Below are 21,060 nucleotides of genomic sequence, written 5' to 3'. Positions count from 1 at the left end.
CATATCCATGTTGTTTCTGTGTGATGACATATTTAATTAAGCTGGTATAAATAGATGACATCTTGTTTCCATTGCAATGAGCCGGTACTCACGGGTGATAAGTTCACCACTGTGATTAATGGGCAACCACAACCTATGTGTTGCCCTGGTTGCCAAGCGGTTTCGCAGGCCATTATGGATGCTGGTTTAAGCAGTTATTATCAATTCCGTAGTGAACCGGGTCATCGTCAAACAGGTTTAATACCAGAGCAATTGTCACAATACAGTGCCTATGATTTACCTGAAGTTCAGCAGGATTTTGTTCACAAAAAAGATAATATCAACTCAACGTCTTTGTCTATCGACGGCATTACCTGTGCAGCGTGTGCTTGGTTAATCGAACATAAGCTCAAGCCCGTTGCTGGTATCAGCAATGTTTTGGTTAACTCTACAACACAACGGGCGTTAGTCAGCTGGGATAGTCAGGTTATTCAACTCAGTGAAATCCTGCAGATTATCAGTAAGGTTGGTTATCAAGCCGCGCCTTATCAAGTTGATGAACAAGAAAAACAATCAAAAGCAGACAGTCGCAAGTTTTTATTACGTTTAGGCCTTGCTGGTTTTGCCACCATGCAGGTAATGATGTTTGCCCTTGCCTTATACACTGGATATTTTTCCGATCTAGAGGTTGAGTTTCGGGACTATTTTCGTTGGGTGAGTTTAATCTTTGCGGCACCTGTCGTGCTGTATTCTGCACAGCCATTTTATTTCAGTGCAATTCGCAGTTTATTAAGTGGCAAACTTAATATGGATGTATCTGTTTCTATTGCTATATTTGGTGCTTATGTGGCCAGTTGCATTGCCACTATTCAGGGTAATGGCGAAGTGTATTTTGAATCAGTATCCATGTTTACTTTCTTTTTATTATTGGGTCGTTATTTTGAACAAACGGCTAGGCAAAAAGCCTCAGTTAGTTCAAGCAATTTACATAAGCTGGTGCCACTCACTGCGCATCTGCGTTGCAACGGTGAAATTACTGAAATTGCCGCTAAACAATTAAAGATTGGCGATATTATTTTAGTTAAACCAGGTGAAGTGATTGCTGCAGATGCTGAAGTCGTTAGCGGACAATCGAGTGTTAATGAAGCAATGCTGACGGGTGAACAGATGCCAATTGGCAAACGTGTGTCTGATAGCGTTTATGCTGGCACCATTAATGTTGAACAACCACTTGAGGTCCGTGTTGTCGCACTTGGGCAAGATCAACTGGTTGCTGAAATTATTCGGTTACAGGAGTTAGCATCAAACAATAAACCCGCCATTGCATTATTGGCCGATAGGTTAGCGCGCTATTTTTCTGGCACGGTTTTATCGATAGCGGCAATAACATATGTGGTGTGGTTATTCATTTCTCCTGATGATGCCTTTTGGATTACCTTATCAGTACTGGTTGCGACTTGTCCTTGTGCCCTCGCCCTTGCAACACCAACAGCGGTAACTTGTGCTTCAGCTATTTTTACTAAGTTGGGTGTGATTCCTCGAAAGGCCGGTGTTTTTGAAAAGCTGCCTAAAATCGATCATGTGGTGTTTGATAAAACGGGAACCTTAACCTGTGGTCATTTATCGATTGGTGAAGTGAAAACCTTTGGCGGATATTCATCTCAACAAGTTCTCTCGCTCGCCGCCGCAATAGAGCAAGGTTCATTACATCCCATCGCGTTAGCTTTTTCACCTTTTTATGATCATCAACACAGAGTTGAACTCATTGATCACCATATTGGTTTAGGTATTCGCGCCAGCATTAATCAACAACAAGTTTGCATTGGAACTTCACAGTTTGTTATGCCTTCACTCAACATTGTGTCTCCGCAAGCCATAGAAAGTCAGTGGATTTATTTATCTATTGATAATGAATTGGTTGCCAAGATTGAATTGATAGACCAGTTACGGGCTGACAGTTTAGCAACAGTTAATGCGTTAAAAGCCGCAAACATAAAGCTGAGTATTGCGAGTGGAGATAATTCAGGACATGTTGAGTTTTTAGCGAAAAAAATAGGTATTTCGGATGTACATTCAGGTTTGTCACCCCAAGGTAAGTTAGCATTAATAAATCAATTACAACAGCATGCTAATGTTGCTATGTTTGGTGATGGTATTAATGATGCACCAGTATTAGCAGGAGCCAATTTGTCTGTGGCTATGGGCAGTGGCAGTGCTATTGCCAAAAACAGTGCCGACTTAATTTTATTAGGCGATCATTTATCTCGTTTTAACGATGCTATTTTTGTGGCTAAGAAAGCACAACAGATTATTCATCAAAATTTGTTATGGGCCTTTGCTTATAACATGGTTATTTTGCCATTAGCGGTGACAGGACATGTTGCCCCGTACATTGCAGCTATTGGCATGTCTGTTAGTTCACTTATTGTGGTGAGTAACAGTTTACGGCTTCTTAGGATTAAATTATGAGTATCATTTACGTATTAATACCTATTGCGATGTTGTTTGTCATTATTGCAGTTTCGATTTTCTTTTGGGCCGTAAAATCTGAACAATTTGATGACTTGGATAGACAAAGTGTGTCGATACTGTTCGATGAAGATGACACAATTGCAAACAATAATGCTAGTGCCAGTGCGAATACAAACAGCAATGTTGATGATGACTCATCCATAAATTCTTCCGCTATTAAACATTCCCTAAGTGATAGTTCTACGAGTGACATTTTTACGAGTGAGAATGATGTTACATCTTCTCCTATCGACCGTAATGTTAAACCTGTTGGTTCGACTACCACTCATATTAAAGCAGAGTAAGTCCAGTGATCGAATATAACGTTGGTGGTGCTTTTATTGTCGGATTGATGGGTGCCGCGCATTGTTTTGGAATGTGTGGCGGTTTAATCGGCGCTTTTTCAGCCAATATTCCTTCTCAAGGGCAATCTCGTTTAGGTACGCAACTTAAATTTCTTTTTAGTTATAATTTAGGACGTATTTTTAGTTACACAATGGCAGGTGCCATTGTAGGAGGCAGTGTGTCTGCCCTTGGTCATCTATTCGATGCTGATAGCTATTTAATCTTTTTACGCATTTTTGCGGGTATTATGATGATTTTTACTGGGCTTTATATTGCTCAGATATGGTTTGGAATTGTACACATTGAAAAAGTTGGCAAAATACTGTGGCGCTATTTACAACCGTTAACCCGTAAATTCATTCCTATTACACATCCGTTACAAGCGGTTATGGCTGGTATGGTTTGGGGGTGGTTACCCTGTGGGCTGGTGTACAGTACACTAACCTGGTCAGTTGCATCAGGTAGCGCATTACAGGGTGGTTTAATTATGTTCGCATTTGGTTTAGGCACATTACCTGCTCTATTTGCTGCCGGATTAGCGGCTAAAACCTTAGCTCAGTGGGTTCAAAAACGTGCAGTGAGATTGTTTAGCGGTGGGTTATTAATATTGTTTGGTTTGCAAACGCTTTATATCGCTTTTAATCAACTAAACTAGTTTATATATGTTAACAAATCAGATATTGTAACCAAGATATATATAACCTATAACTAATAAATATATAGTTTCGAACAATTTATTGTTAGAGATCGTCTCTTGTTCTACTTTAATATCGTGTTGATGGATTAAGAGATATCAACTAGAGGCTGTCTCCATAGAGTGAACAAGCTTAGATAGATTTGTGTTTATATATCAACACATAAGTGTCAATATTATACGCCCCATTCATTTCATTTAGTCCATATAACTCTACTGCTGAGCAGTACCTTATTAATGAAGAATGGTATAACATAGAACAATCTTCATTAATTGAGAATGGGTATGTCTTCAGATTTGATTAAAACTCGACGTCCACCGGCCAGCGGCAGTGCCATTCATTGTCATGACTGCAGTATGGAGGCGCTATGTATCCCTTTTACGTTAAATAATGATGAGCTCGATAAGCTCGACAACATTATTGAACGCAAAAAGCCCATCCAAAAAGGGGATCTTATCTTCAAATCAGGTGATGCTCTCAAGTCATTGTATGCGATTCGCTCTGGTACGATTAAAAGCTATACCATTACAGAACAGGGTGATGAGCAAATCACTGGTTTCCACCTTGCTGGTGATGTCATTGGTTTTGATGGTATACATTCTAAATATCATCAAAGTTTTGCCCAAGCATTAGAAACCTCAATGGTATGTGAAATACCTTACGATACGCTAGACGACCTATCTGGAACTATGCCTAAGCTTCGCCAACAAATTATGCGCTTAATGAGTAACGAAATCATGAGCGATCAAGAAATGATCCTCCTCCTATCAAAGAAAAATGCTGAAGAGCGCTTAGCTGCATTCATTAATAATTTAGCTAATCGTTTTGGTAACCGTGGTTTCTCCTCTCATGAATTCCGTCTTACAATGACACGCGGTGATATTGGTAATTATTTAGGGTTAACGGTTGAAACGATTAGCCGTTTATTAGGTAGATTTCAAAAGTCTGGGTTAATAGATGTAAAAGGTAAATATATTTCTATTACCGATCATGCGGCTTTGAGTAGCCTTGCTGGAAACGCTCGTATAGCTACTTAAATTGAATATGCATGATCTATCTCAACGTTTATTTATTAGGAAATATTGATACTGTAAATAGACAATACAAATAACAAAATTTATCAGTTTCGGAGGTTTTATGAAGGATTATAAAAAGATACTTGTGGTAATCAATCCTACGACGGATACCCAACCTGCATTGGCGCGAGCTGTTGAATTAGCCTCTAAAAGTCAGGCCAAGATAACGGCTTTTTTATCAATCTTTGACTTTTCTTATGAAATGACCTCAATTTTGTCTAGCCAAGAACGCGAAGCTATGCGTCAAGGTGTTATCGATCAACGTGTTGCTTGGTTAGAAAATGTAATAAGTGGCTCAAATAAGCTTAATAATATCAACACTGAAGTGGTCTGGCATAATCGCCCTTTTGAAAGTGTGATTAATTATGCGATGAAAGGCCAATATGATTTAATCGTTAAAAGCACCCATGAACACGACAAGCTAAAAGCCGTTATTTTTACCCCGACCGATTGGCATTTAATGCGTAAATCACCTATTCCTGTGTTGCTAGTAAAAGAACATGATTGGCCAGTAACGGGTAACATTATTTGTGCGGTTAATGTGGTAACTGATGATAAAGACCATCAGGACCTTAATGGTAAAATTATCAGTTATGCCCTTGATTTAGCGAAAAAATTCTCTGGAAATGTACATTTAGTAAATGGTTTTCCTGGCACGCCGGTTAATTTAGCGATTGAATTACCCGATTTTGATGCCAATGTATATAACAATACTGTGCGTATGCAGCATGAGCAAAGAGTTCAATATTTAGCTCAAGCTTATGATATTCCTTTAGAAAACTGCCATGTTGAAGAAGGTTTACCTGAAGATGTTATTCCTGAAATGGCAACTAAGCTAGATGCCGAATTAGTTGTGCTAGGCACTGTAGGTCGTACTGGTTTTTCAGCAGCGTTAATTGGTAATACCGCAGAACATGTTATCGACAGTATCAATTGTGATTTGTTAGCAATTAAACCAGACGGATATAAATCACCATTAGAAGATTAGTTGCAAGAGAATAGGTTAACTACTTTACCCTGCCCCAGAATACTGGAATAATACGCGCCCTGAAACACTTAGTTACTGGGCGCATTTTTATGTCTGAAGTTGAAGTCGATATTATCACTAACACAAATAACACTCGTATGCATAAACTGCAGAGACGCCTTCGACGTGAAGTCGGTTCGGCTATTGCAGATTATAATATGATCGAAGAAGGTGACCGTGTTATGTGTTGCCTATCTGGCGGTAAAGACAGTTATACCATGTTGGATATTTTATTAAATCTTCAGCAACGTGCCCCAATCAATTTCGAAATTGTGGCGGTTAATCTAGATCAAAAACAACCAGGATTTCCCGAACATATTCTACCCGCCTACTTAGACAAACTAGGCGTTGCTTACCATATTTTAGAAAAAGATACCTATTCAATCGTTAAAGAAAAAATTCCTGAAGGCAAAACGACTTGTTCATTGTGTTCGCGTTTACGCCGCGGCACCCTTTATGGATTTGCTCAACACATTGGTGCGACAAAAATTGCATTAGGTCATCATCGTGATGATCTTATTGAAACACTATTCTTAAACATGTTTTATGCAGGCAAGCAAAAATCTATGCCGCCTAAATTATTGTCTGATGATGGTGCCAATATCGTTATTCGTCCGTTAGCCTACAGCCGCGAGAAAGATATTGAAGAATATTCGACGCTGAAATCGTTTCCTATCATTCCTTGTAATTTGTGTGGTTCACAAGAAAACTTAAAACGTGGTGCCATTAAAGACATGTTGCAAATGTGGGATAAACAACACCCAGGTCGAATTGAAACCATTTTCACTGCAATGCAAAATACCGCGCCATCGCAAGGTGTAGATAGAGAACAATTTGATTTTGTGTCATTAGAACGCAATCCTGATGCAGCCAACAATGGTGATGTTGCTGATGCTAATTTACCAGCGTTTGATTTTGTTGATATTAATAACAATGGTCATATAAATTTAGACATCAGCAATCGGATTGATGTAGTTGAAACGTTTAAGCCTTAATGATAGTTCTGATGATAATAGACAAAATAAAGGCGTTGAATTCAACGCCTTTATTTCATTATTATTTGACTGCCACTTGATTGTTACTTCGTCACTAGCGGGCTGACAATATCGGGTTTCTGAGAAAATGATATCTGTTGTAATTGGTTGATTTTTTCAAGTGTTAGCGGATATGTTTCACTCACCATTGATTCTACATTATCAATAACAAGCTTGACCTTTTCGTTATCATTCTGCATCTTATCAAACTCAAATGTCAGTCCATTTATAGGGTTACGGAAGTACTTCATTGGAAAACCTTGTAACCCATCTAGTAATCGATTCATATCCGCGGTCAATGCTAACAGTTCTGTTTGAGTGTAGCTTTGCTTTGCTTCTTTAGCGCGAACTTGCATGGCAATAGCACATTTTGAAGCATCGCCAATTACATGAATATTGACGAGCGCACGGTCAGATTTTAGTTGTGCATCATAAGGAATAAATATTCGCTGTTGCTTGGTATACGTTAACGGATACTGTTCTTTTTCGGTTGTAATGCTTCCTGACTTTATCATGCAATCTGGTGTCATCGGCACACTGAATGCTAGCTCAACTAAAGGAAAGTTTTGTTTGTTAACTTGCTTTAATCGGTCATAAAAACCTTTGTATTCTAATGAAACGGTTTCTGCAAAACTGTTATTTATCATTAACATTGTTGATATAAACATAAATCCGTTAAGTAGCGTGCGATTACGCATTAGCGTTGTTTCCTTGTAAATATGACTTATTGTGTTTAAGCATTTCGAGTAGCTCATCTATGTATTCGTCTTTTCGTTCAGAATAATTAATTAATCCATAAACCAATTTGTCAGCAGTGAGTTTGACATTTTGCCCGCGTAAATCGGCACGAATAGAACGGAATAAACGATATGCTGGATGGGTATTCAAGTTGTTCATATACGCAACAATTGAATCTTTTGGTGAATCAAATACTGCTACCTCGTGTGTTTTACCGTTATCTCTGTTTAATGGTACTAAACCACAACCTTCACTAAAGCACCATTGGCCAAAAAAGTTAAACCCTTCAACAGCAAAACGAGAACTCCCCCAACCGCTTTCGTTGGCAGCTTGTATTAACACCATATTGACCGGAATTATATCGATACGTTTTAATAATGGCGTTAAGGTGTTCCGAGTCACTAATTTAACGTCATATTGATACTTTTCGAAAATTGAGTTTAACCTCTCATTATCAGATTTACTTAGCTCTAATCCATTATCAATTTGTTCTATAACACTTATTAGAAATTGACGATCTTGGTTAATAATGTGATTTTGCGCTTCTATCGCCGGACGAAAATAGTCAAAGAAGGTTTGTTTTTTAGTGGGGATGTGATCTATTTCAGCAAACATAGGCATATCACCTAAATCAATATGATTGAATTGATCGGTGCTTGACTGTAAAGATACAGTAGTGGTGTCAGGAATAATAAATAGTCTCATCGCCAACAAAGCAAAAATGGCTAAGCCTATCGCAAATGTCACTTGACCTATATTACCTATCTTCAATAGTACCTGCCTTATTAAAAATGCTATTTCGACTTATCTATTTTGGTAATTATAACCTTAAAATCGATAGGATACAGCCAACGACTTTTGAGCGATTGAGTGATTGCCATCTATTGATATGAGTATGTTAAGTCATCATCTACAAAAACTAAAATTAATTACACTTTCATGACAATATACAGTTAAAATTAAACCGACATTATCATTAGGCAGTTTTTCATTTTCTGCATATTTTTTATTCAACAACTCAAGGATTTGAGAACAGATTATGTTGAATCACAAACTTAAGAATTATCATCATGTAGTAGCCATAGGTGGCGGACATGGTTTAGGCCGCATTCTTGCTGCATTATCATTTCTGGGTCCTAAATTAACTGGGGTCGTAGCAACTACAGATAATGGTGGGTCGACTGGGCGACTAAGACAAGATCAACAAACAATTGCTTGGGGAGACTTACGTAATTGCCTTTCCCATTTGGCACATAGACCTTCATTAGGTTCAATGCTATTTGATCATCGCTTTACCGGTGACAATGAACTGTCTGGTCACAATTTGGGTAACGTAGTGCTTCATGCACTTGATCAACTTTGTGTAAGGCCACTCGAAGCGGTAAATTTAATTCGTGGTCTACTGAAAATTGAAACTAATATTATTCCAATGTCTGAAGCCTCTACCCATCTTGTTGCACTTTCGCATTGTGGTAGTAAAGTCTTTGGAGAGCTTAATGTCGATGGCATGTTAGAAGCGCCAATTGCATTGCTATTAGAGCCTGAAGTTGAAGCAACATCAGAAGCGTGTATTGCGTTAGCTAAAGCAGATTTAATTATAATAGGCCCCGGAAGTTTTTTAACCAGTATTCTGCCGCCATTATTACTCCCGCAAATAGCCAAGAGCATTCGTGATGCTAACGCACATGTCATATTGATTGATAATTTAACAGCTGAATACTCACCTGCTAGCACTTTCAGTATTGAAGATAAAATTGCTTGGTTCAATCAGATTATAGGTCAAAACGTTATTGCAGATGTCATACAACATGGCAGTAGCGTTAAATTGGCTCATGATCAAATAAATGGTGTTCGATTTAACCAATTTCCTTTAGTTAGTCAGCACCATCCCGGGTTGCATGATAAAAAGGCATTGTCAGAAGCTATTGACCAAGTATGCCAGCTGCATTATCAGCCGATTGATTTGGCAGCACAAATGTAAAACGTTATAAGATAGTTAAGTGAATAATGTAAATGATTTTACGATAAGTCGAGTTAAGCAACTCAGATGCATATTGGTAGTGATATTTGTGAACGGCGGGAAGAGTTTAAGGCGTTTGCTATCAATCAATTACAGTAGATTTGCTGACGTGTTGTTATATTAATTTATATAGAACAATGTTAATAAAAAAGGCTGCATTATGCAGCCTTTTTTATCTACGGTGCACTGGGTAAACTAGAGCACCTGAGCTATCGCTTTACACACCGCTGGCATATTATTTTTGGTTAAACCGGCAACACTAATACGACCAGAGCCCACAATATAAATAGCGAACTCATCTTTTAAACGAGCCACTTGGCTTTTATTCAAACCTGAAAAACTGAACATGCCATTTTGACGGGAAATAAAACTAAAATCTTGTTCAACGCCTTCGGCTTTGAGGCTTTCAACGAATAGTGCGCGCATTTCAGCAATACGTTCACGCATTTGAGTCAGCTCACCTTCCCATTCTTGACGTAATGCATCATCAGCTAAAATAGTACTGACAATTAATCCACCATGAGCTGGAGGATTAGAGTAATTAGCTCGAATAGTTTTCTTTATTTGGCTAAAGCTTTTAACAGCATCAGCTTGATTTTCACCAACAATCGTTACCGCGCCAATACGCTCATTATACAAACCGAAATTTTTGGAAAATGAATTGGCAATAAGCATTTCTGGAACCTGTGCGGCAACGGCACGAAGACCTTGTGCATCTTCTTCAATACCCGCACCAAAACCTTGGTAAGCAAAGTCAAATAATGGTAATAACGATTTAGTTAAACAAATATTTCCCACTTGTTGCCATTGCTCAATTGATAAGTCGATACCCGTTGGGTTATGGCAACAGCCATGAAGCAATACAACATCACCTTCGTTAGCATCTGATAAGTCAGCCAACATTGCATCAAAATCCATATCATGGGTTTCGGCTTTATAGTAACGATATTCTTTTACTGTTAATCCAGCCGTTTCAAAAATATTTTTGTGATTCGCCCAAGTCGGGTTACTAACCCAAATTGTTGTTGAGCCAGTATTACGAACTAAAAACTCTGCTGCCACACGTAATGCACCTGTTCCGCCTGGAGCTTGCGCAGTTACTGCACGTTTGTCTGTAATGATTTTGCTTTGAGGGCCAAATAATAAATTTTGTACCGCTTGGTTGTATGCCTGTACGCCTTCAATGCCGAGATAATTCTTAGATTTTTCTGTTTCAAGCAAAATAGCTTCAGCTTTTTTTACAGAAGATAAAATAGGCGTCTGCCCTGCTTCATCTTTATAAATGCCTACACCTAAGTTAACTTTGTGAGGGCGTGTATCTGCTTTAAATGCATCAGTTAAGCCTAAGATGGGGTCTGCTGGAGCAAGTGTTACTTGAGAAAAGATCATTACAACTATCCTAAATGAAGTGAATAGACAAACTTTGCTTAGTTATACCATTGTATGGCTACGGTGAGTAGTGAGATATTTAATAGTTGAGATAATTTTATGATAAATTAAACATTGCTCAACTTTAAGGGCATTTTAATACTCGTTTCAAAAATTAAAGCCTTAAATTAGGCATAAAAAAAGGAACCCTAAGGTTCCTCTTTTTAACGCGACAAACTAATTACTTAGTTAACGCTTCTTTTGCTTTCTCAACTAAAGTTGCAAAAACAACTTTGTCGAAAACAGCGATGTCAGCCAAAATCTTACGATCGATTTCAATAGACGCCTTCTTCAAGCCGTTAATGAAACGGCTGTAAGACAGACCATTTTGACGAGACGCTGCATTAATACGTGCAATCCATAACTGACGGAATTGACGTTTTTTCTGACGACGGTCACGGTAAGCATATTGACCAGCTTTAGTTACTGCCTGAACAGCAACACGGTAAGTACGGCTACGAGCGCCATAATAACCTTTCGCTAACTTTAAAACTTTCTTGTGACGAGCACGTGCGGTTACACCACGCTTAACTCTTGGCATTTTCTAAACTCCTAAATTAAGCGTATGGTAGTTGACGCGCGATTGCTGGAACGTCAGATTTAGCAACTAAACATTTAGCACGTAAGTGACGCTTACGCTTAGTGCTTTTCTTGGTCAAAATGTGACGTAAGTGTGCTTGCTTGCGCTTGAAACCATTAGCGGTTTTCTTAAAACGCTTCGCTACACCCTTGTCTGTTTTCATTTTAGGCATTTCTAAAACTCCGCATTGGGACGTTAATAAACGTAAGGCGAGCAAAAGCCTCAAAGACTTTTGCTACTTTAGGTTGCCCTACTATTTCTTTTTAGGTGCTAGCACCATAATTGCTTGTCGACCTTCCATTTTCGGGAAAGATTCGACAACCGCATATACTTCCAAATCAGCCTTAATACGGTTCAAAAGATCCATACCTAGGTTTTGGTGTGCCATTTCGCGACCACGGAAACGCAGCGTAATTTTCGCTTTGTCCCCATCTTCTAGAAAACGAATCAGGTTGCGTAGTTTTACCTGATAGTCGTTTTCATCAGTACCAGGACGGAATTTAATTTCCTTAACCTGGACCTGTTTCTGCTTCTTCTTTTGTTCCTTTTGAGCTTTCGCTTTATCGAAAAGGAACTTACCGTAGTCCATTATGCGACAGACAGGAGGCTCAGCATTGGGACTGATCTCTACAAGATCAACTCCGGCTTCATCTGCAACATTCTGAGCTTCTTTTATACTTAATATACCAATTGGTTCACCATCTAAACCTGACAAACGGACTTCAGGTACACCAGTGATTTCATCATTGATTCTATTAGGGGCTGGCTGTCGCCCTGCTGTTCTTTTGATCTTTATGACCTATTCCTCCAACAATTTGAGACTACGGAGCGAAATTTGTTGACGTATCATCGCGGCGAAATCTTCTAGTTTTAACTTGCCTAAATCGATACCGTCACGTGTACGCACCGCTACTTCCTTATTTTCCATTTCTTGATCACCAACGACCAACAAATAAGGCACACGTTTTAAAGTGTGTTCGCGTATTTTAAAGCCTATTTTCTCATTCCTCAAGTCAAAAGATGCTCGAATACCCTGATCTTTGAAGAATTTTACAATTTCTTCAACGTAATCAGCTTGTTTATCAGTAATATTCATTACAACAACTTGCATTGGAGCAAGCCATGTTGGGAATTTACCTGCGTATTCTTCTATCAATATACCGATGAAACGTTCTAATGAACCTAAAATCGCACGATGTATCATCACCGGAGTCTGGCGACTGTTGTCTTCAGCTACATAAGTAGCACCTAAACGAGTCGGTAATGCATAATCAAGTTGTACTGTACCACATTGCCATGCACGATCTAAACAATCATGCAAAGTAAATTCGATTTTTGGGCCATAAAAAGCACCTTCACCAGGTAATATTTCAAATTCAATATTATTATCTGTTAATGCTTGCTTTAAATCGTCTTCAGCTCGGTCCCACATGTCGTCATCACCAATACGCTTTTCAGGGCGTGTTGATAATTTTACCACGATATTTTCAAAACCAAATGTAGCGTATGTGTCGTATACCATTTGGATACATGCACTGACTTCTTGTTGGACTTGATCATCAGTACAGAATACGTGAGCGTCGTCTTGAGTAAACCCACGTACGCGCATTAAGCCATGTAATGAACCTGATGGCTCGTTACGATGACAACAACCAAACTCAGCCATACGCAATGGTAAGTCACGATAAGATTTTAACCCTTGGTTGAAAATCTGTACATGGCCTGGGCAGTTCATAGGCTTAATTGCATATTCACGGTTTTCACTGTTAGTGGTAAACATGGCTTCTGCGTATTTATCCCAATGGCCAGAACGTTCCCATAACACGCGATCCATCATCAGTGGGCCTTTCACTTCTTGATAAGTGTATTGACCTAGTTTTTGACGGATAAATTTTTCAAGTTCTAAAAATATGCTCCAACCATCGTTATGCCAAAACACCATTCCTGGCGCTTCTTCTTGCATATGGTACAAATCTAATTGTTTACCAATTTTACGATGGTCGCGTTTAGCGGCTTCTTCTAAGCGGACTAAATGGGTTTTAAGCGCTTTTTTGTCTGCCCATGCTGTACCGTATATACGTTGCAGCATTTTATTATCTGAATTACCGCGCCAATAGGCACCAGCAACACTCATTAATTTAAAATTTTGGCAAAAACGCATGTTTGGTACGTGCGGTCCACGACACATGTCGATATATTCTTCGTGGTGATAAAGTGCAGGTGTTGCATCTTTACTGATGTTTTCATCAAGAATAGCAACCTTATACACTTCGCCACGTTCACTGAATACATCATGAGCTTCTTGCCAAGAGACCACTTTTTTAACGACGTTATAATTAGTTTTCGCTAAAGCCATCATTCGCTTTTCTAAGGCTTCAATATCTTCATGGGTCAGCTTATGATCTAAATCTATGTCGTAGTAAAATCCGTTATCAATAACTGGACCAATTGCCATTTTGGTTTCTGGCCACATTTGTTTGATCGCGTGACCTAATAAATGTGCACAAGAATGGCGAAGGATTTCAACACCCTCTTCGTCTTTAGCCGTAATGATAGCTAACTCTGAATCTGCTGTGATTAAGTCGGTTGCATCTTTAAGCTCACCGTTAACACGGCCAGCGATACACGCCTTGGCTAAACCAGGGCCGATGTCTAATGCAACATCAAGAGTCGATACAGGATTGGCAAACTCACGTTTGCTGCCATCAGGCAAGGTAATAATAGGCATGAAGCTTCCTTTTCCAGTGGTGACCCACACGTAGGGTCACATGGTAATTAAATATGTTCAATTTGAACGAGAGACACGTTAATGAAATCAAGACAGTACAGGAGTCTTAGTTACCCAAAAACGTAAGCTTTTATTTTATGCGATAACCGGATTATGGCGCAACCATACGAGGGAAAATAATAAGTAGTTTTTCAATTTAATTTTAAATGGCTGTTTTAAAAGGATATAACCATAAATCAAATCAGAAAGGCCGTGGATATAAAATGTAAATATGCCCAGCAGGGTAACCATTAAGTCGAAATACAAATTATAGATGAATATATTTGATGGCTTTACCTGTTGTATTTAAAGGCGTTTAATCAAGTAACACTTTAAAGTCTAGTTTTTAAGTTAGTAAAGTCGCCTGCTTTCGATTTATTGATCCAAAACATATAATTCTCACTATACTTGTTTATAACGAGTGCTTGAGGAGTATTAAATATGAGACTGCTATCGCGCGCCATTAGTTGCCCTCATTGCGGGCATTACCAAGATGTCACTATAGATGCCAGTTCTGGTGACCAAGAATATTACGATGACTGTCGTATATGCTGTAATCCAATACACATCCGAATGCATCTAGATGATAATCGACGAACAATCGAACTTCATATTGATTCAGACGATGAACAAATTTATTAATCCTTAACCACTGGCTCTCATTACATAGCCAGTGGTTAATAATCAACCAAACACTTAGTTGGTTATCCAAGCTGCTTTTTGGCTAAAATGCGTTCCACTGTATCTACAATTACTTGTGTTTGGCTGTCTATTTCAATATTGATTTTGCTGCCAACTTTATAATGACTTAAATTGGTTAGTTTTAAGGTTTCAGGAATTAAGTGCAGTAAGAAACCATTGTCACTTACCTTGCCTACCGTTAAGCTACAGCCGTTAATACCCACAAATCCTTTATAAAAGATGTAGTTCATCCATTGAGGGGCGACTTGCAGTTCAATATTATAATGCTCATCAGTGTGACTAACCGCTTTTACTGTAGCTTGAGTATGCACATGACCTGATAAAATATGGCCACCAATTTCGGTGCCAAATGTTAATGAACGCTCAATATTAACCTTGTCGCCAATCTGAGAATTACCTAGGTTTGTCACCGCTAAAGTTTCTTCCATTATATCAAAAAAAACCTTATCATTTAGTATCTTGGTTACAGTAAGACAAACACCATTATTGGCTACGCTAGCACCTGTTACTAATCCTTGTGTTAATTCAGGAGTCATCGCAATTTCAAAAGTGTTAAGACCGGTATCATGATGAATTGACACGATTTCGCAAGTAGCTTGAACTATACCAGTAAACATATTTTTCTCGTTCCGTAATAGGTTTTTAATGAATAATACAGGGTTTCAAATATCACGCTTAATAAAATTAGCGCTCCCAGTACTCGTTGCGCAAGTGACTCAGACCATGATGGGCTTTATCGACACTGTTATGGCTGGTCGAGTCAGCGCGATAGATATGGCCGCAGTAGCTTTGGGAACTAGCCTTTGGTTACCTGCTATTTTATTTGTTCAAGGCTTATTAATGTCATTTACCCCTGTATTTTCTCAGCATCATGGGGCCAATAATCAACAAGTTATTCCGTCACTCATGTATCAGGCTGGTTATATTGCCATAATAGGCAGTATTGGAGTGATGATCTTTCTCGCATCTTCTACATATTTACTCGACTTGATGCATTTAGAACCCCAATTACATTCTCTGACGGTCGGATATATTAATGCCATTTTATGGGGAGCCCCTGCTTTTGTGCTTTATCAAGTATTGCGCGGTTGCAGTGAGGGCATCTCTTATACAATGCCAACCATGATGATTGGTTTTATTGGTTTAGCCATAAACATTCCTGCCAATTACGTGTTTATATATGGTGGTTTTGGCATTCCTGCAATGGGAGGCGCTGGTTGTGGCGTTGCTACTGCATTAGTGTTTTGGGCTATGTTAGTCGCTATGGTCATTTATATGTTGGTTGATAAAACCTTTAAAGAGCTTAAATTATTTAAAAAGTTTTATCGTCCTCATCTAGCCAGTATGTGGTCTATGACCAAACTGGGAATGCCAATAGCAATGGCGTTATTTTTTGAGGTCAGTCTATTTGCCATTATCGCGTTATTTTTAGCGCCGCTAGGGGCTAATGTAGTCGCCAGTCATCAAATCGCCCTCAACTTCTCTTCTATCGTATTTATGATGCCGCTATCAATCGGTATCGCAGTGTCTATTCGAATTGGTTATTACCTTGGACGTGGACAGCCTGAGATTTCGGCCTTAGTCGCCAAAGTGGGTTTGGGTTTATCATTCGTACTGGCTATTTTTACCGCATTTTTAACAATAACCTTTAGACACCAAATTGCCTTACTGTATAACGATAACCTTGAGGTTGTAGCATTAGCAGGAACTTTGATGATGCTCGCTGCGTTTTATCAAATATCGGATTCTATTCAAGTTGTTGCAGCAGGCGCATTACGTGGCTACAAGGATACCCGTAGTGCCTTTTACATCACCTTGTTTTCATATTGGTGCATCGGGATGACTACTGGCTATATTTTGGGATATACGAATTGGGTTGTTGACGCAATGGGCGCACAAGGTTTTTGGATTGGGTTAATCGCAGGGTTAACAACCGCAGCAATTTTGTTTTTTATTAGGTTGAAACACATTCAAACTAAAGGAGTTGTGTTTCAACAAATTGGTTAATTAAGTGTGTTTATTCAAGGTTAACCTATTAATATTGCTTAACCTTGAACCAAGTTGCACAGCAAATCACCATTTAGCGATAAAATTGTTTTTTTTGCTTGCATGCAATAGCCTATCCCCCTTAAGATGGCGTCCGCTTTGAAGCAAAATGATTTTAGTTTTGATTTAGACGATACACCTGTAGCTCAGCTGGCAAAAGAGTAACATAACCTACTCATTTGAAAGCAAGCAGTAGAGGTCGGTATTCTTGTAGTAAAAAGAAGTCCACTCGGGTGTACCACTCTTTTCAAAGAGTCTAAACATTGGAATTGTAATAAAAGTAAACAATACACCCGTAGCTCAGCTGGTTAGAGCACTACCTTGACATGGTAGGGGTCGGTGGTTCGAGTCCACTCGGGTGTACCACTCTTTTCAAAGAGTCTAAATATTGAGATTGTATTAAAAGTACACAATACAACCGTAGCTCAGTTGGTTAGAGCACTACCTTGACATGGTAGGGGTCGGTGGTTCGAATCCACTCGGTTGTACCATTCTAAATTACGTAATTCACTTTCCTGCTAACAATAAACTCTTTGAATCACTTTAAATTATTCATATATCCTAAATAAATTAAAATTTACGAAAAAGTCATATTTTTCAATATCAATAAAGACACTATAATCATTTCTAAATTTGAATGGTTTCATGTAATTAATGATACATACAGTGATGACGTGTAGATAATTTGTTGATTTTAGTCTCAACTTACATGGAAAAAACACGTTGTAATGCTGATGCCAAAGTTGAGCCTAGCGATCTAGAAGTCCTTGAAACAAAGACAATTGGAGACTTATACTGTTTTCGCCAAACATACTCGCCAGTAATGAATTGGGATGAGTTTTGCATTACGACTATTGGTACCAGTGACACCTCGAATTTAACTTAATCTTGAGAAACTAAAAATAATATAGCAGCCCCTATTATACCCGCAATTAATGAACCGAAAAGAATCCCCAGTTTAGCTTGCTCGATTAAAGCGGGTTGCCCTTCAAACGCTAATACTGATATAAACAATGACATAGTAAAGCCTACACCCGCTAAAAAGCCGATACCAATGATATGAGGAAATACCACACCTTTAGGTAACCTTACCGCACCCAGTTTTAACCCTAACCAAGCAAAAAGGCTAATACCAATCCCCTTTCCTAAAACCAATGCGAATATGATTGCTAGTGTGACCACAGTATCTTTAAAATCAGGAATTATAGTGGGTAACATTACGCCTGCATTCAAAAAAGCAAACAAAGGTAAAATAATAAGGCTGACGGGTTTGTCTAGTGTATAACCCCAACGTAATATCGGCGCTGTAGTTTGCTTGGCAATATCTTCAGCCTTTACGGCGAGTGCGTGTTGTTGTTCATTCTCAAGGATAGGAGTACCTAAACTGTCTACGTCCTGAAAGTCTTGAATGACATTTTGCATTTTACGACGAAACCAAACTTTGTTGGTATAAGGACGCGTCGGTACCATCATTGCAGCTAAAAGACCTGCCGTAGTTGCATGTACGCCTGATTGAAGAATAAACCACCAAAGAAAAAAACCACCCATTAAATAAAAAATAGGTTTTCTTATGCCCAGAATGTTGATAAAAAATAACACTAATAGCGTGAGAGCAGCCCAAAATAGTGGCAGAACTTCGATTTGTTCCGTATAAAATAATCCGATAACAGCAACGGCTCCCATGTCATCTACAATGGCTAAACCAGTAAGAATAATGTAAGCAGCACGAGGTGCTTTAGCCCCTAAAAGTGTTAAAATACCTATCGCAAATGCCGTATCAGTTGCCATAGGAATACCCCAACCTTGATACGCATTCGACGACTCACTAATCCAAATAATGCTTGAATATATCAGTGCCGGGAGCACCATGCCCCCCAGGGCCATAACAATAACTAATGCAGCATCTTTTATATCACTAAGCGCTCCGACCAAGCATTCATATTTAATTTCTAACCCTAAAATGAAAAAGAACAACACCATCAACCCGTCATTGACCCAATAATGTAATGAATGACTTATTGTCCAATCGCCAAGAGAAAGAGTTAATTTAAGTGTACTTAGTGCTTCATAACTGTTTTGCCATCCCAAGTTAACCATAAGAATTGCAGCTATTGCCGAAACAAGTAATACGATTCCAGCTACGATCTGGCTATTGATGAATGACTCCACAGGTAATGAAAACTTAAGAAAACCACGCTCTAACGGAGCATGATCACGATTTTCTTCCTTTATTTCGTAACCCATAACTTATCTCCGCAACATTACTGTCTGCATTTTTAACCGATAAATTTGTCCAAATGCCTTTAAAGTCAGTACATTAAATATCTCATCTATACGATACCACCTTTCCTAACAAAACAGCTTTATATCCTGTTAATAGCGCTGAAGTTTAATGCTAACGTAACATCACATTATCCAAACGATCAGAGCTAAACGATGTTCACTATAGATAAAGTGCCAAGAACTGTTTAAACGACTGACTTTTTCATCGGGTCTGATTGGATATATTTACTATCACTTTGATTGCAACATACACGGTTATATTGTTAGTGTGAGTCAACCGCTATAACATATATATCGAACAATTTACGGAGCGAAACTAATGGGATCTAACAATACTGATCAACATACACGCAGTATCGCCACTTTTGCAGCCTTAAAAACCGCTATAGCAAATGGTGAAGAGCAATTAGTAAAGGAGTTATTGGCAAATGAACCGATGCTAGAGCTTGAGAAAAGCTACCTCCTTGACCTAGCTCATCTAAACAATAATCTTACTATCATAAAATTACTTGAAGATATTCCTGAAAAATAGCTAAACAGAGAAATAAAGTGTGTTGATGTCCTCTCTATTTAGATAGCCATTTTCCCTTAAGATAATCGCGCATATAGCGGCGAAGAAAGACTTATCTAAACCATACGTAAATATCATTTGTTCACAAATTTACTATTCACTTTCCTCTTCTCTTTTTTCTATAGTAGCGCTTAATTTTTGATATATACCGAGTGCGACAATTAAGATAGCTGATACTATAATAAGTAACGCTGGATAGAGTAAAAGACTAAGATCTTTCGTTCCGGCTTTAAATATAAAAACCAGTCCTTCAATGCTGACTGCTATGGTAATAATGACTATAATTTTGGTAATTGTTCGTCTTGCCTCTTTGGGATCTCGCAGCTCTTTGTCCTTAAAAACTTCTTCTTCCATCATATACTGTGCAACATCAATAATGGCTGCAGCTATGATTATAGCCGCCACAGATTGAAGCATTAATGGGATAAATCCAGAGGTATACTGTATGCCAGAAATGACTTCATAAATAGACCACAGCATAATTATCAAAGATAAGATGATAAGAATTACAGCTGCGAACAGATGAACTCCAGCAAAAATTTTATTAAACAGTTTTTTCATATTTTTGACCTATAAGAATTCATCAACCAACGTGGTTCATTTAGCTATTAATATGTACACACTATGAGGTTATAGTCTTCATCCAATGTAGTGCTCATTAAATTTAACAACTCTTAATTGTCACAGTCTTATCCCCCCCGAAGGTTGATTGAGATAAGGTCGCTATAAATTGGCAACTGATGACAAAAACATCATATAAAGCTGATGCGATAGCTAAGTTTGTTGTGAATGACCAGAAGACATGAATGGAACTCAATGAAGTAATGGGATATCACTACCGCCAAAATGATGCAGTAGCGAACATGAAGTTAATATTCGTTATCTAGTTAACAAGTCGATTGTCATCAAGCCGTATTGGTTTTATTTTAATATCAACATAGCTGAACATGATCAATGTAAAAGCTGACGACTAAACGAAACCTGCAGACGTCACTCAGCTGTGCTTATCGACGCTATGAACAATTGAAGGGTAACACACTCGTGAGTATTAATGACCATTGCAAGGTAGCCCAGTTCAATCGCACCGAAAAGACACTTACACTAGTTTCTTTAAGCGTAGTAGAAATGCTCATAGTGCTATAGAGTCAATGTATAAGGTGACGTGTTTAGGTAATCCAATCGCGAAACCGCAATTATCTAACCTGTTGCAATTTTTAAGCTTCATTTAAATCTATTTATCGGTGCTATGCCGACCAAT

Annotated in this window: 20 protein-coding genes, 2 tRNA genes and 1 pseudogene; 13 read left to right on the top strand and 10 right to left on the bottom strand. The window is 38.5% G+C overall.

What is annotated here, in order from left to right; translation table 11 throughout:
- Positions 1-54: 54 nt before the first annotated feature.
- From FH971_RS09845 to ttcA, 6 genes and pseudogenes are all read left to right on the top strand, one after another.
- Positions 55-2,448, top strand: a complete 2,394-nt coding sequence (locus FH971_RS09845) for a heavy metal translocating P-type ATPase (RefSeq protein ID WP_140234181.1) — start codon at positions 55-57, stop codon at positions 2,446-2,448.
- Positions 2,445-2,583: pseudogene (gene ccoS / locus FH971_RS20540) on the top strand (cbb3-type cytochrome oxidase assembly protein CcoS); the annotation flags it as partial. The gene FH971_RS09845 and the pseudogene ccoS, both read left to right, overlap by 4 nt.
- A gap of 217 nt (positions 2,584-2,800) precedes the next feature.
- On the top strand, positions 2,801-3,490 hold the full coding sequence (locus tag FH971_RS09835; RefSeq protein WP_137227124.1) for a sulfite exporter TauE/SafE family protein: 690 nt from the start codon (positions 2,801-2,803) through the stop codon (positions 3,488-3,490).
- 324 nt (positions 3,491-3,814) lie between these two features.
- On the top strand, positions 3,815-4,567 hold the full coding sequence (gene etrA / locus FH971_RS09830; protein ID WP_137227125.1) for an electron transport transcriptional regulator EtrA: 753 nt from the start codon (positions 3,815-3,817) through the stop codon (positions 4,565-4,567).
- Positions 4,568-4,667: 100 nt separating this feature from the next.
- The gene (uspE, locus tag FH971_RS09825) at positions 4,668-5,594 is read left to right on the top strand and encodes a universal stress protein UspE (RefSeq protein ID WP_137227126.1); all 927 of its coding nucleotides are present in this window, start codon (positions 4,668-4,670) and stop codon (positions 5,592-5,594) included.
- Between the two features lie 89 nt (positions 5,595-5,683).
- Positions 5,684-6,628 carry a tRNA 2-thiocytidine(32) synthetase TtcA gene (gene ttcA, locus FH971_RS09820; RefSeq protein WP_137227127.1) on the top strand — a complete coding sequence of 315 codons (945 nt, stop codon included), beginning with the start codon at positions 5,684-5,686 and terminating at the stop codon, positions 6,626-6,628.
- Positions 6,629-6,711: 83 nt separating this feature from the next.
- Here the strand turns inward: ttcA and FH971_RS09815 are convergent, their stop codons facing one another.
- Entirely contained in the window at positions 6,712-7,365 is a 654-nt protein-coding gene (locus FH971_RS09815; RefSeq protein WP_137227128.1) for a DUF2987 domain-containing protein, read from the bottom strand.
- The gene (locus tag FH971_RS09810; RefSeq protein ID WP_137227129.1) at positions 7,358-8,176 is read right to left on the bottom strand and encodes a glucosaminidase domain-containing protein; all 819 of its coding nucleotides are present in this window, start codon (positions 8,174-8,176) and stop codon (positions 7,358-7,360) included. Before FH971_RS09810 ends, FH971_RS09815 begins: the two co-directional genes overlap by 8 nt.
- A gap of 268 nt (positions 8,177-8,444) precedes the next feature.
- Between FH971_RS09810 and yvcK the strand changes: the two genes are divergently transcribed.
- Positions 8,445-9,386 (top strand): uridine diphosphate-N-acetylglucosamine-binding protein YvcK, encoded by a 942-nt coding sequence (yvcK, locus tag FH971_RS09805; protein WP_140234179.1) that lies wholly within the window; start codon positions 8,445-8,447, stop codon positions 9,384-9,386.
- Between the two features lie 234 nt (positions 9,387-9,620).
- Here yvcK and FH971_RS09800 read toward each other — a convergent pair whose 3' ends face one another.
- From FH971_RS09800 to thrS, 5 genes are all read right to left on the bottom strand, one after another.
- Positions 9,621-10,814, bottom strand: coding sequence for an amino acid aminotransferase (locus FH971_RS09800; RefSeq protein ID WP_140234178.1), 1,194 nt, complete (start codon positions 10,812-10,814; stop codon positions 9,621-9,623).
- Positions 10,815-11,034: 220 nt separating this feature from the next.
- Positions 11,035-11,394, bottom strand: coding sequence for a 50S ribosomal protein L20 (gene rplT, locus FH971_RS09795; protein ID WP_011637486.1), 360 nt, complete (start codon positions 11,392-11,394; stop codon positions 11,035-11,037).
- Positions 11,395-11,410: 16 nt separating this feature from the next.
- The gene (gene rpmI / locus FH971_RS09790) at positions 11,411-11,605 is read right to left on the bottom strand and encodes a 50S ribosomal protein L35 (RefSeq protein ID WP_011496149.1); all 195 of its coding nucleotides are present in this window, start codon (positions 11,603-11,605) and stop codon (positions 11,411-11,413) included.
- Positions 11,606-11,686: 81 nt separating this feature from the next.
- A complete protein-coding gene (gene infC / locus FH971_RS09785; protein WP_137227132.1) occupies positions 11,687-12,229 on the bottom strand; it encodes a translation initiation factor IF-3 in 543 nt (180 codons plus the stop codon).
- A gap of 3 nt (positions 12,230-12,232) precedes the next feature.
- A complete protein-coding gene (thrS, locus tag FH971_RS09780; protein WP_140234177.1) occupies positions 12,233-14,161 on the bottom strand; it encodes a threonine--tRNA ligase in 1,929 nt (642 codons plus the stop codon).
- A gap of 480 nt (positions 14,162-14,641) precedes the next feature.
- On the opposite strand from thrS, the gene FH971_RS09775 reads away from it, so the two are divergent.
- Complete coding sequence (locus tag FH971_RS09775; RefSeq protein WP_137227134.1) at positions 14,642-14,842, top strand: CPXCG motif-containing cysteine-rich protein; 201 nt, start codon at positions 14,642-14,644, stop codon at positions 14,840-14,842.
- Positions 14,843-14,904: 62 nt separating this feature from the next.
- Here FH971_RS09775 and FH971_RS09770 read toward each other — a convergent pair whose 3' ends face one another.
- On the bottom strand, positions 14,905-15,519 hold the full coding sequence (locus FH971_RS09770; RefSeq protein WP_137227135.1) for a riboflavin synthase subunit alpha: 615 nt from the start codon (positions 15,517-15,519) through the stop codon (positions 14,905-14,907).
- Between the two features lie 28 nt (positions 15,520-15,547).
- Here FH971_RS09770 and FH971_RS09765 point away from each other — a divergent pair, with 28 nt between their 5' ends.
- The 4 genes from FH971_RS09765 to FH971_RS20400 all read left to right on the top strand — a co-directional run bounded on the left by FH971_RS09765 (position 15,548) and on the right by FH971_RS20400 (position 17,834).
- On the top strand, positions 15,548-16,909 hold the full coding sequence (locus tag FH971_RS09765) for an MATE family efflux transporter (RefSeq protein WP_140234176.1): 1,362 nt from the start codon (positions 15,548-15,550) through the stop codon (positions 16,907-16,909).
- Between the two features lie 328 nt (positions 16,910-17,237).
- Positions 17,238-17,314, top strand: a tRNA-Val gene (locus FH971_RS09760).
- Between the two features lie 48 nt (positions 17,315-17,362).
- Positions 17,363-17,439: transfer RNA gene (locus FH971_RS09755), tRNA-Val, on the top strand.
- 218 nt (positions 17,440-17,657) lie between these two features.
- The gene (locus FH971_RS20400; protein WP_167496003.1) at positions 17,658-17,834 is read left to right on the top strand and encodes a hypothetical protein; all 177 of its coding nucleotides are present in this window, start codon (positions 17,658-17,660) and stop codon (positions 17,832-17,834) included.
- Here the strand turns inward: FH971_RS20400 and nhaA are convergent.
- Positions 17,831-19,192, bottom strand: a complete 1,362-nt coding sequence (nhaA, locus tag FH971_RS09750) for a Na+/H+ antiporter NhaA (RefSeq protein ID WP_137227137.1) — start codon at positions 19,190-19,192, stop codon at positions 17,831-17,833. The two genes, FH971_RS20400 and nhaA, sit on opposite strands and share 4 nt — an antisense overlap.
- A gap of 358 nt (positions 19,193-19,550) precedes the next feature.
- On the opposite strand from nhaA, the gene FH971_RS09745 reads away from it, so the two are divergent.
- On the top strand, positions 19,551-19,763 hold the full coding sequence (locus FH971_RS09745; RefSeq protein ID WP_137227138.1) for a hypothetical protein: 213 nt from the start codon (positions 19,551-19,553) through the stop codon (positions 19,761-19,763).
- A gap of 132 nt (positions 19,764-19,895) precedes the next feature.
- Here the strand turns inward: FH971_RS09745 and FH971_RS09740 are convergent, their stop codons facing one another.
- Complete coding sequence (locus tag FH971_RS09740; protein ID WP_137227139.1) at positions 19,896-20,363, bottom strand: hypothetical protein; 468 nt, start codon at positions 20,361-20,363, stop codon at positions 19,896-19,898.
- Positions 20,364-21,060: the final 697 nt, after the last annotated feature.

It is taken from the genome of Shewanella polaris, assembly GCF_006385555.1.
Taxonomy (GTDB): domain Bacteria; phylum Pseudomonadota; class Gammaproteobacteria; order Enterobacterales; family Shewanellaceae; genus Shewanella; species Shewanella polaris.
This window is presented reverse-complemented; position numbering and strand designations above follow the sequence as displayed.

What these genes read in the sequence shown, in the direction of transcription:
- FH971_RS09845 (WP_140234181.1), top strand. Translation starts at nt 55, where the DNA reads ATGACATCTTGTTTCCATTGCAATGAGCCGGTACTCACGGGTGATAAG.
- etrA (WP_137227125.1), top strand. Translation starts at nt 3,815, where the DNA reads ATGTCTTCAGATTTGATTAAAACTCGACGTCCACCGGCCAGCGGCAGT.
- uspE (WP_137227126.1), top strand. Translation starts at nt 4,668, where the DNA reads ATGAAGGATTATAAAAAGATACTTGTGGTAATCAATCCTACGACGGAT.
- ttcA (WP_137227127.1), top strand. Translation starts at nt 5,684, where the DNA reads ATGTCTGAAGTTGAAGTCGATATTATCACTAACACAAATAACACTCGT.
- FH971_RS09815 (WP_137227128.1), bottom strand. Translation starts at nt 7,365, where the DNA reads ATGCGTAATCGCACGCTACTTAACGGATTTATGTTTATATCAACAATG.
- yvcK (WP_140234179.1), top strand. Translation starts at nt 8,445, where the DNA reads ATGTTGAATCACAAACTTAAGAATTATCATCATGTAGTAGCCATAGGT.
- FH971_RS09800 (WP_140234178.1), bottom strand. Translation starts at nt 10,814, where the DNA reads ATGATCTTTTCTCAAGTAACACTTGCTCCAGCAGACCCCATCTTAGGC.
- rplT (WP_011637486.1), bottom strand. Translation starts at nt 11,394, where the DNA reads ATGCCAAGAGTTAAGCGTGGTGTAACCGCACGTGCTCGTCACAAGAAA.
- rpmI (WP_011496149.1), bottom strand. Translation starts at nt 11,605, where the DNA reads ATGCCTAAAATGAAAACAGACAAGGGTGTAGCGAAGCGTTTTAAGAAA.
- thrS (WP_140234177.1), bottom strand. Translation starts at nt 14,161, where the DNA reads ATGCCTATTATTACCTTGCCTGATGGCAGCAAACGTGAGTTTGCCAAT.
- FH971_RS09775 (WP_137227134.1), top strand. Translation starts at nt 14,642, where the DNA reads ATGAGACTGCTATCGCGCGCCATTAGTTGCCCTCATTGCGGGCATTAC.
- FH971_RS09770 (WP_137227135.1), bottom strand. Translation starts at nt 15,519, where the DNA reads ATGTTTACTGGTATAGTTCAAGCTACTTGCGAAATCGTGTCAATTCAT.
- FH971_RS09765 (WP_140234176.1), top strand. Translation starts at nt 15,548, where the DNA reads ATGAATAATACAGGGTTTCAAATATCACGCTTAATAAAATTAGCGCTC.
- FH971_RS20400 (WP_167496003.1), top strand. Translation starts at nt 17,658, where the DNA reads ATGGAAAAAACACGTTGTAATGCTGATGCCAAAGTTGAGCCTAGCGAT.
- nhaA (WP_137227137.1), bottom strand. Translation starts at nt 19,192, where the DNA reads ATGGGTTACGAAATAAAGGAAGAAAATCGTGATCATGCTCCGTTAGAG.
- FH971_RS09745 (WP_137227138.1), top strand. Translation starts at nt 19,551, where the DNA reads ATGGGATCTAACAATACTGATCAACATACACGCAGTATCGCCACTTTT.
- FH971_RS09740 (WP_137227139.1), bottom strand. Translation starts at nt 20,363, where the DNA reads ATGAAAAAACTGTTTAATAAAATTTTTGCTGGAGTTCATCTGTTCGCA.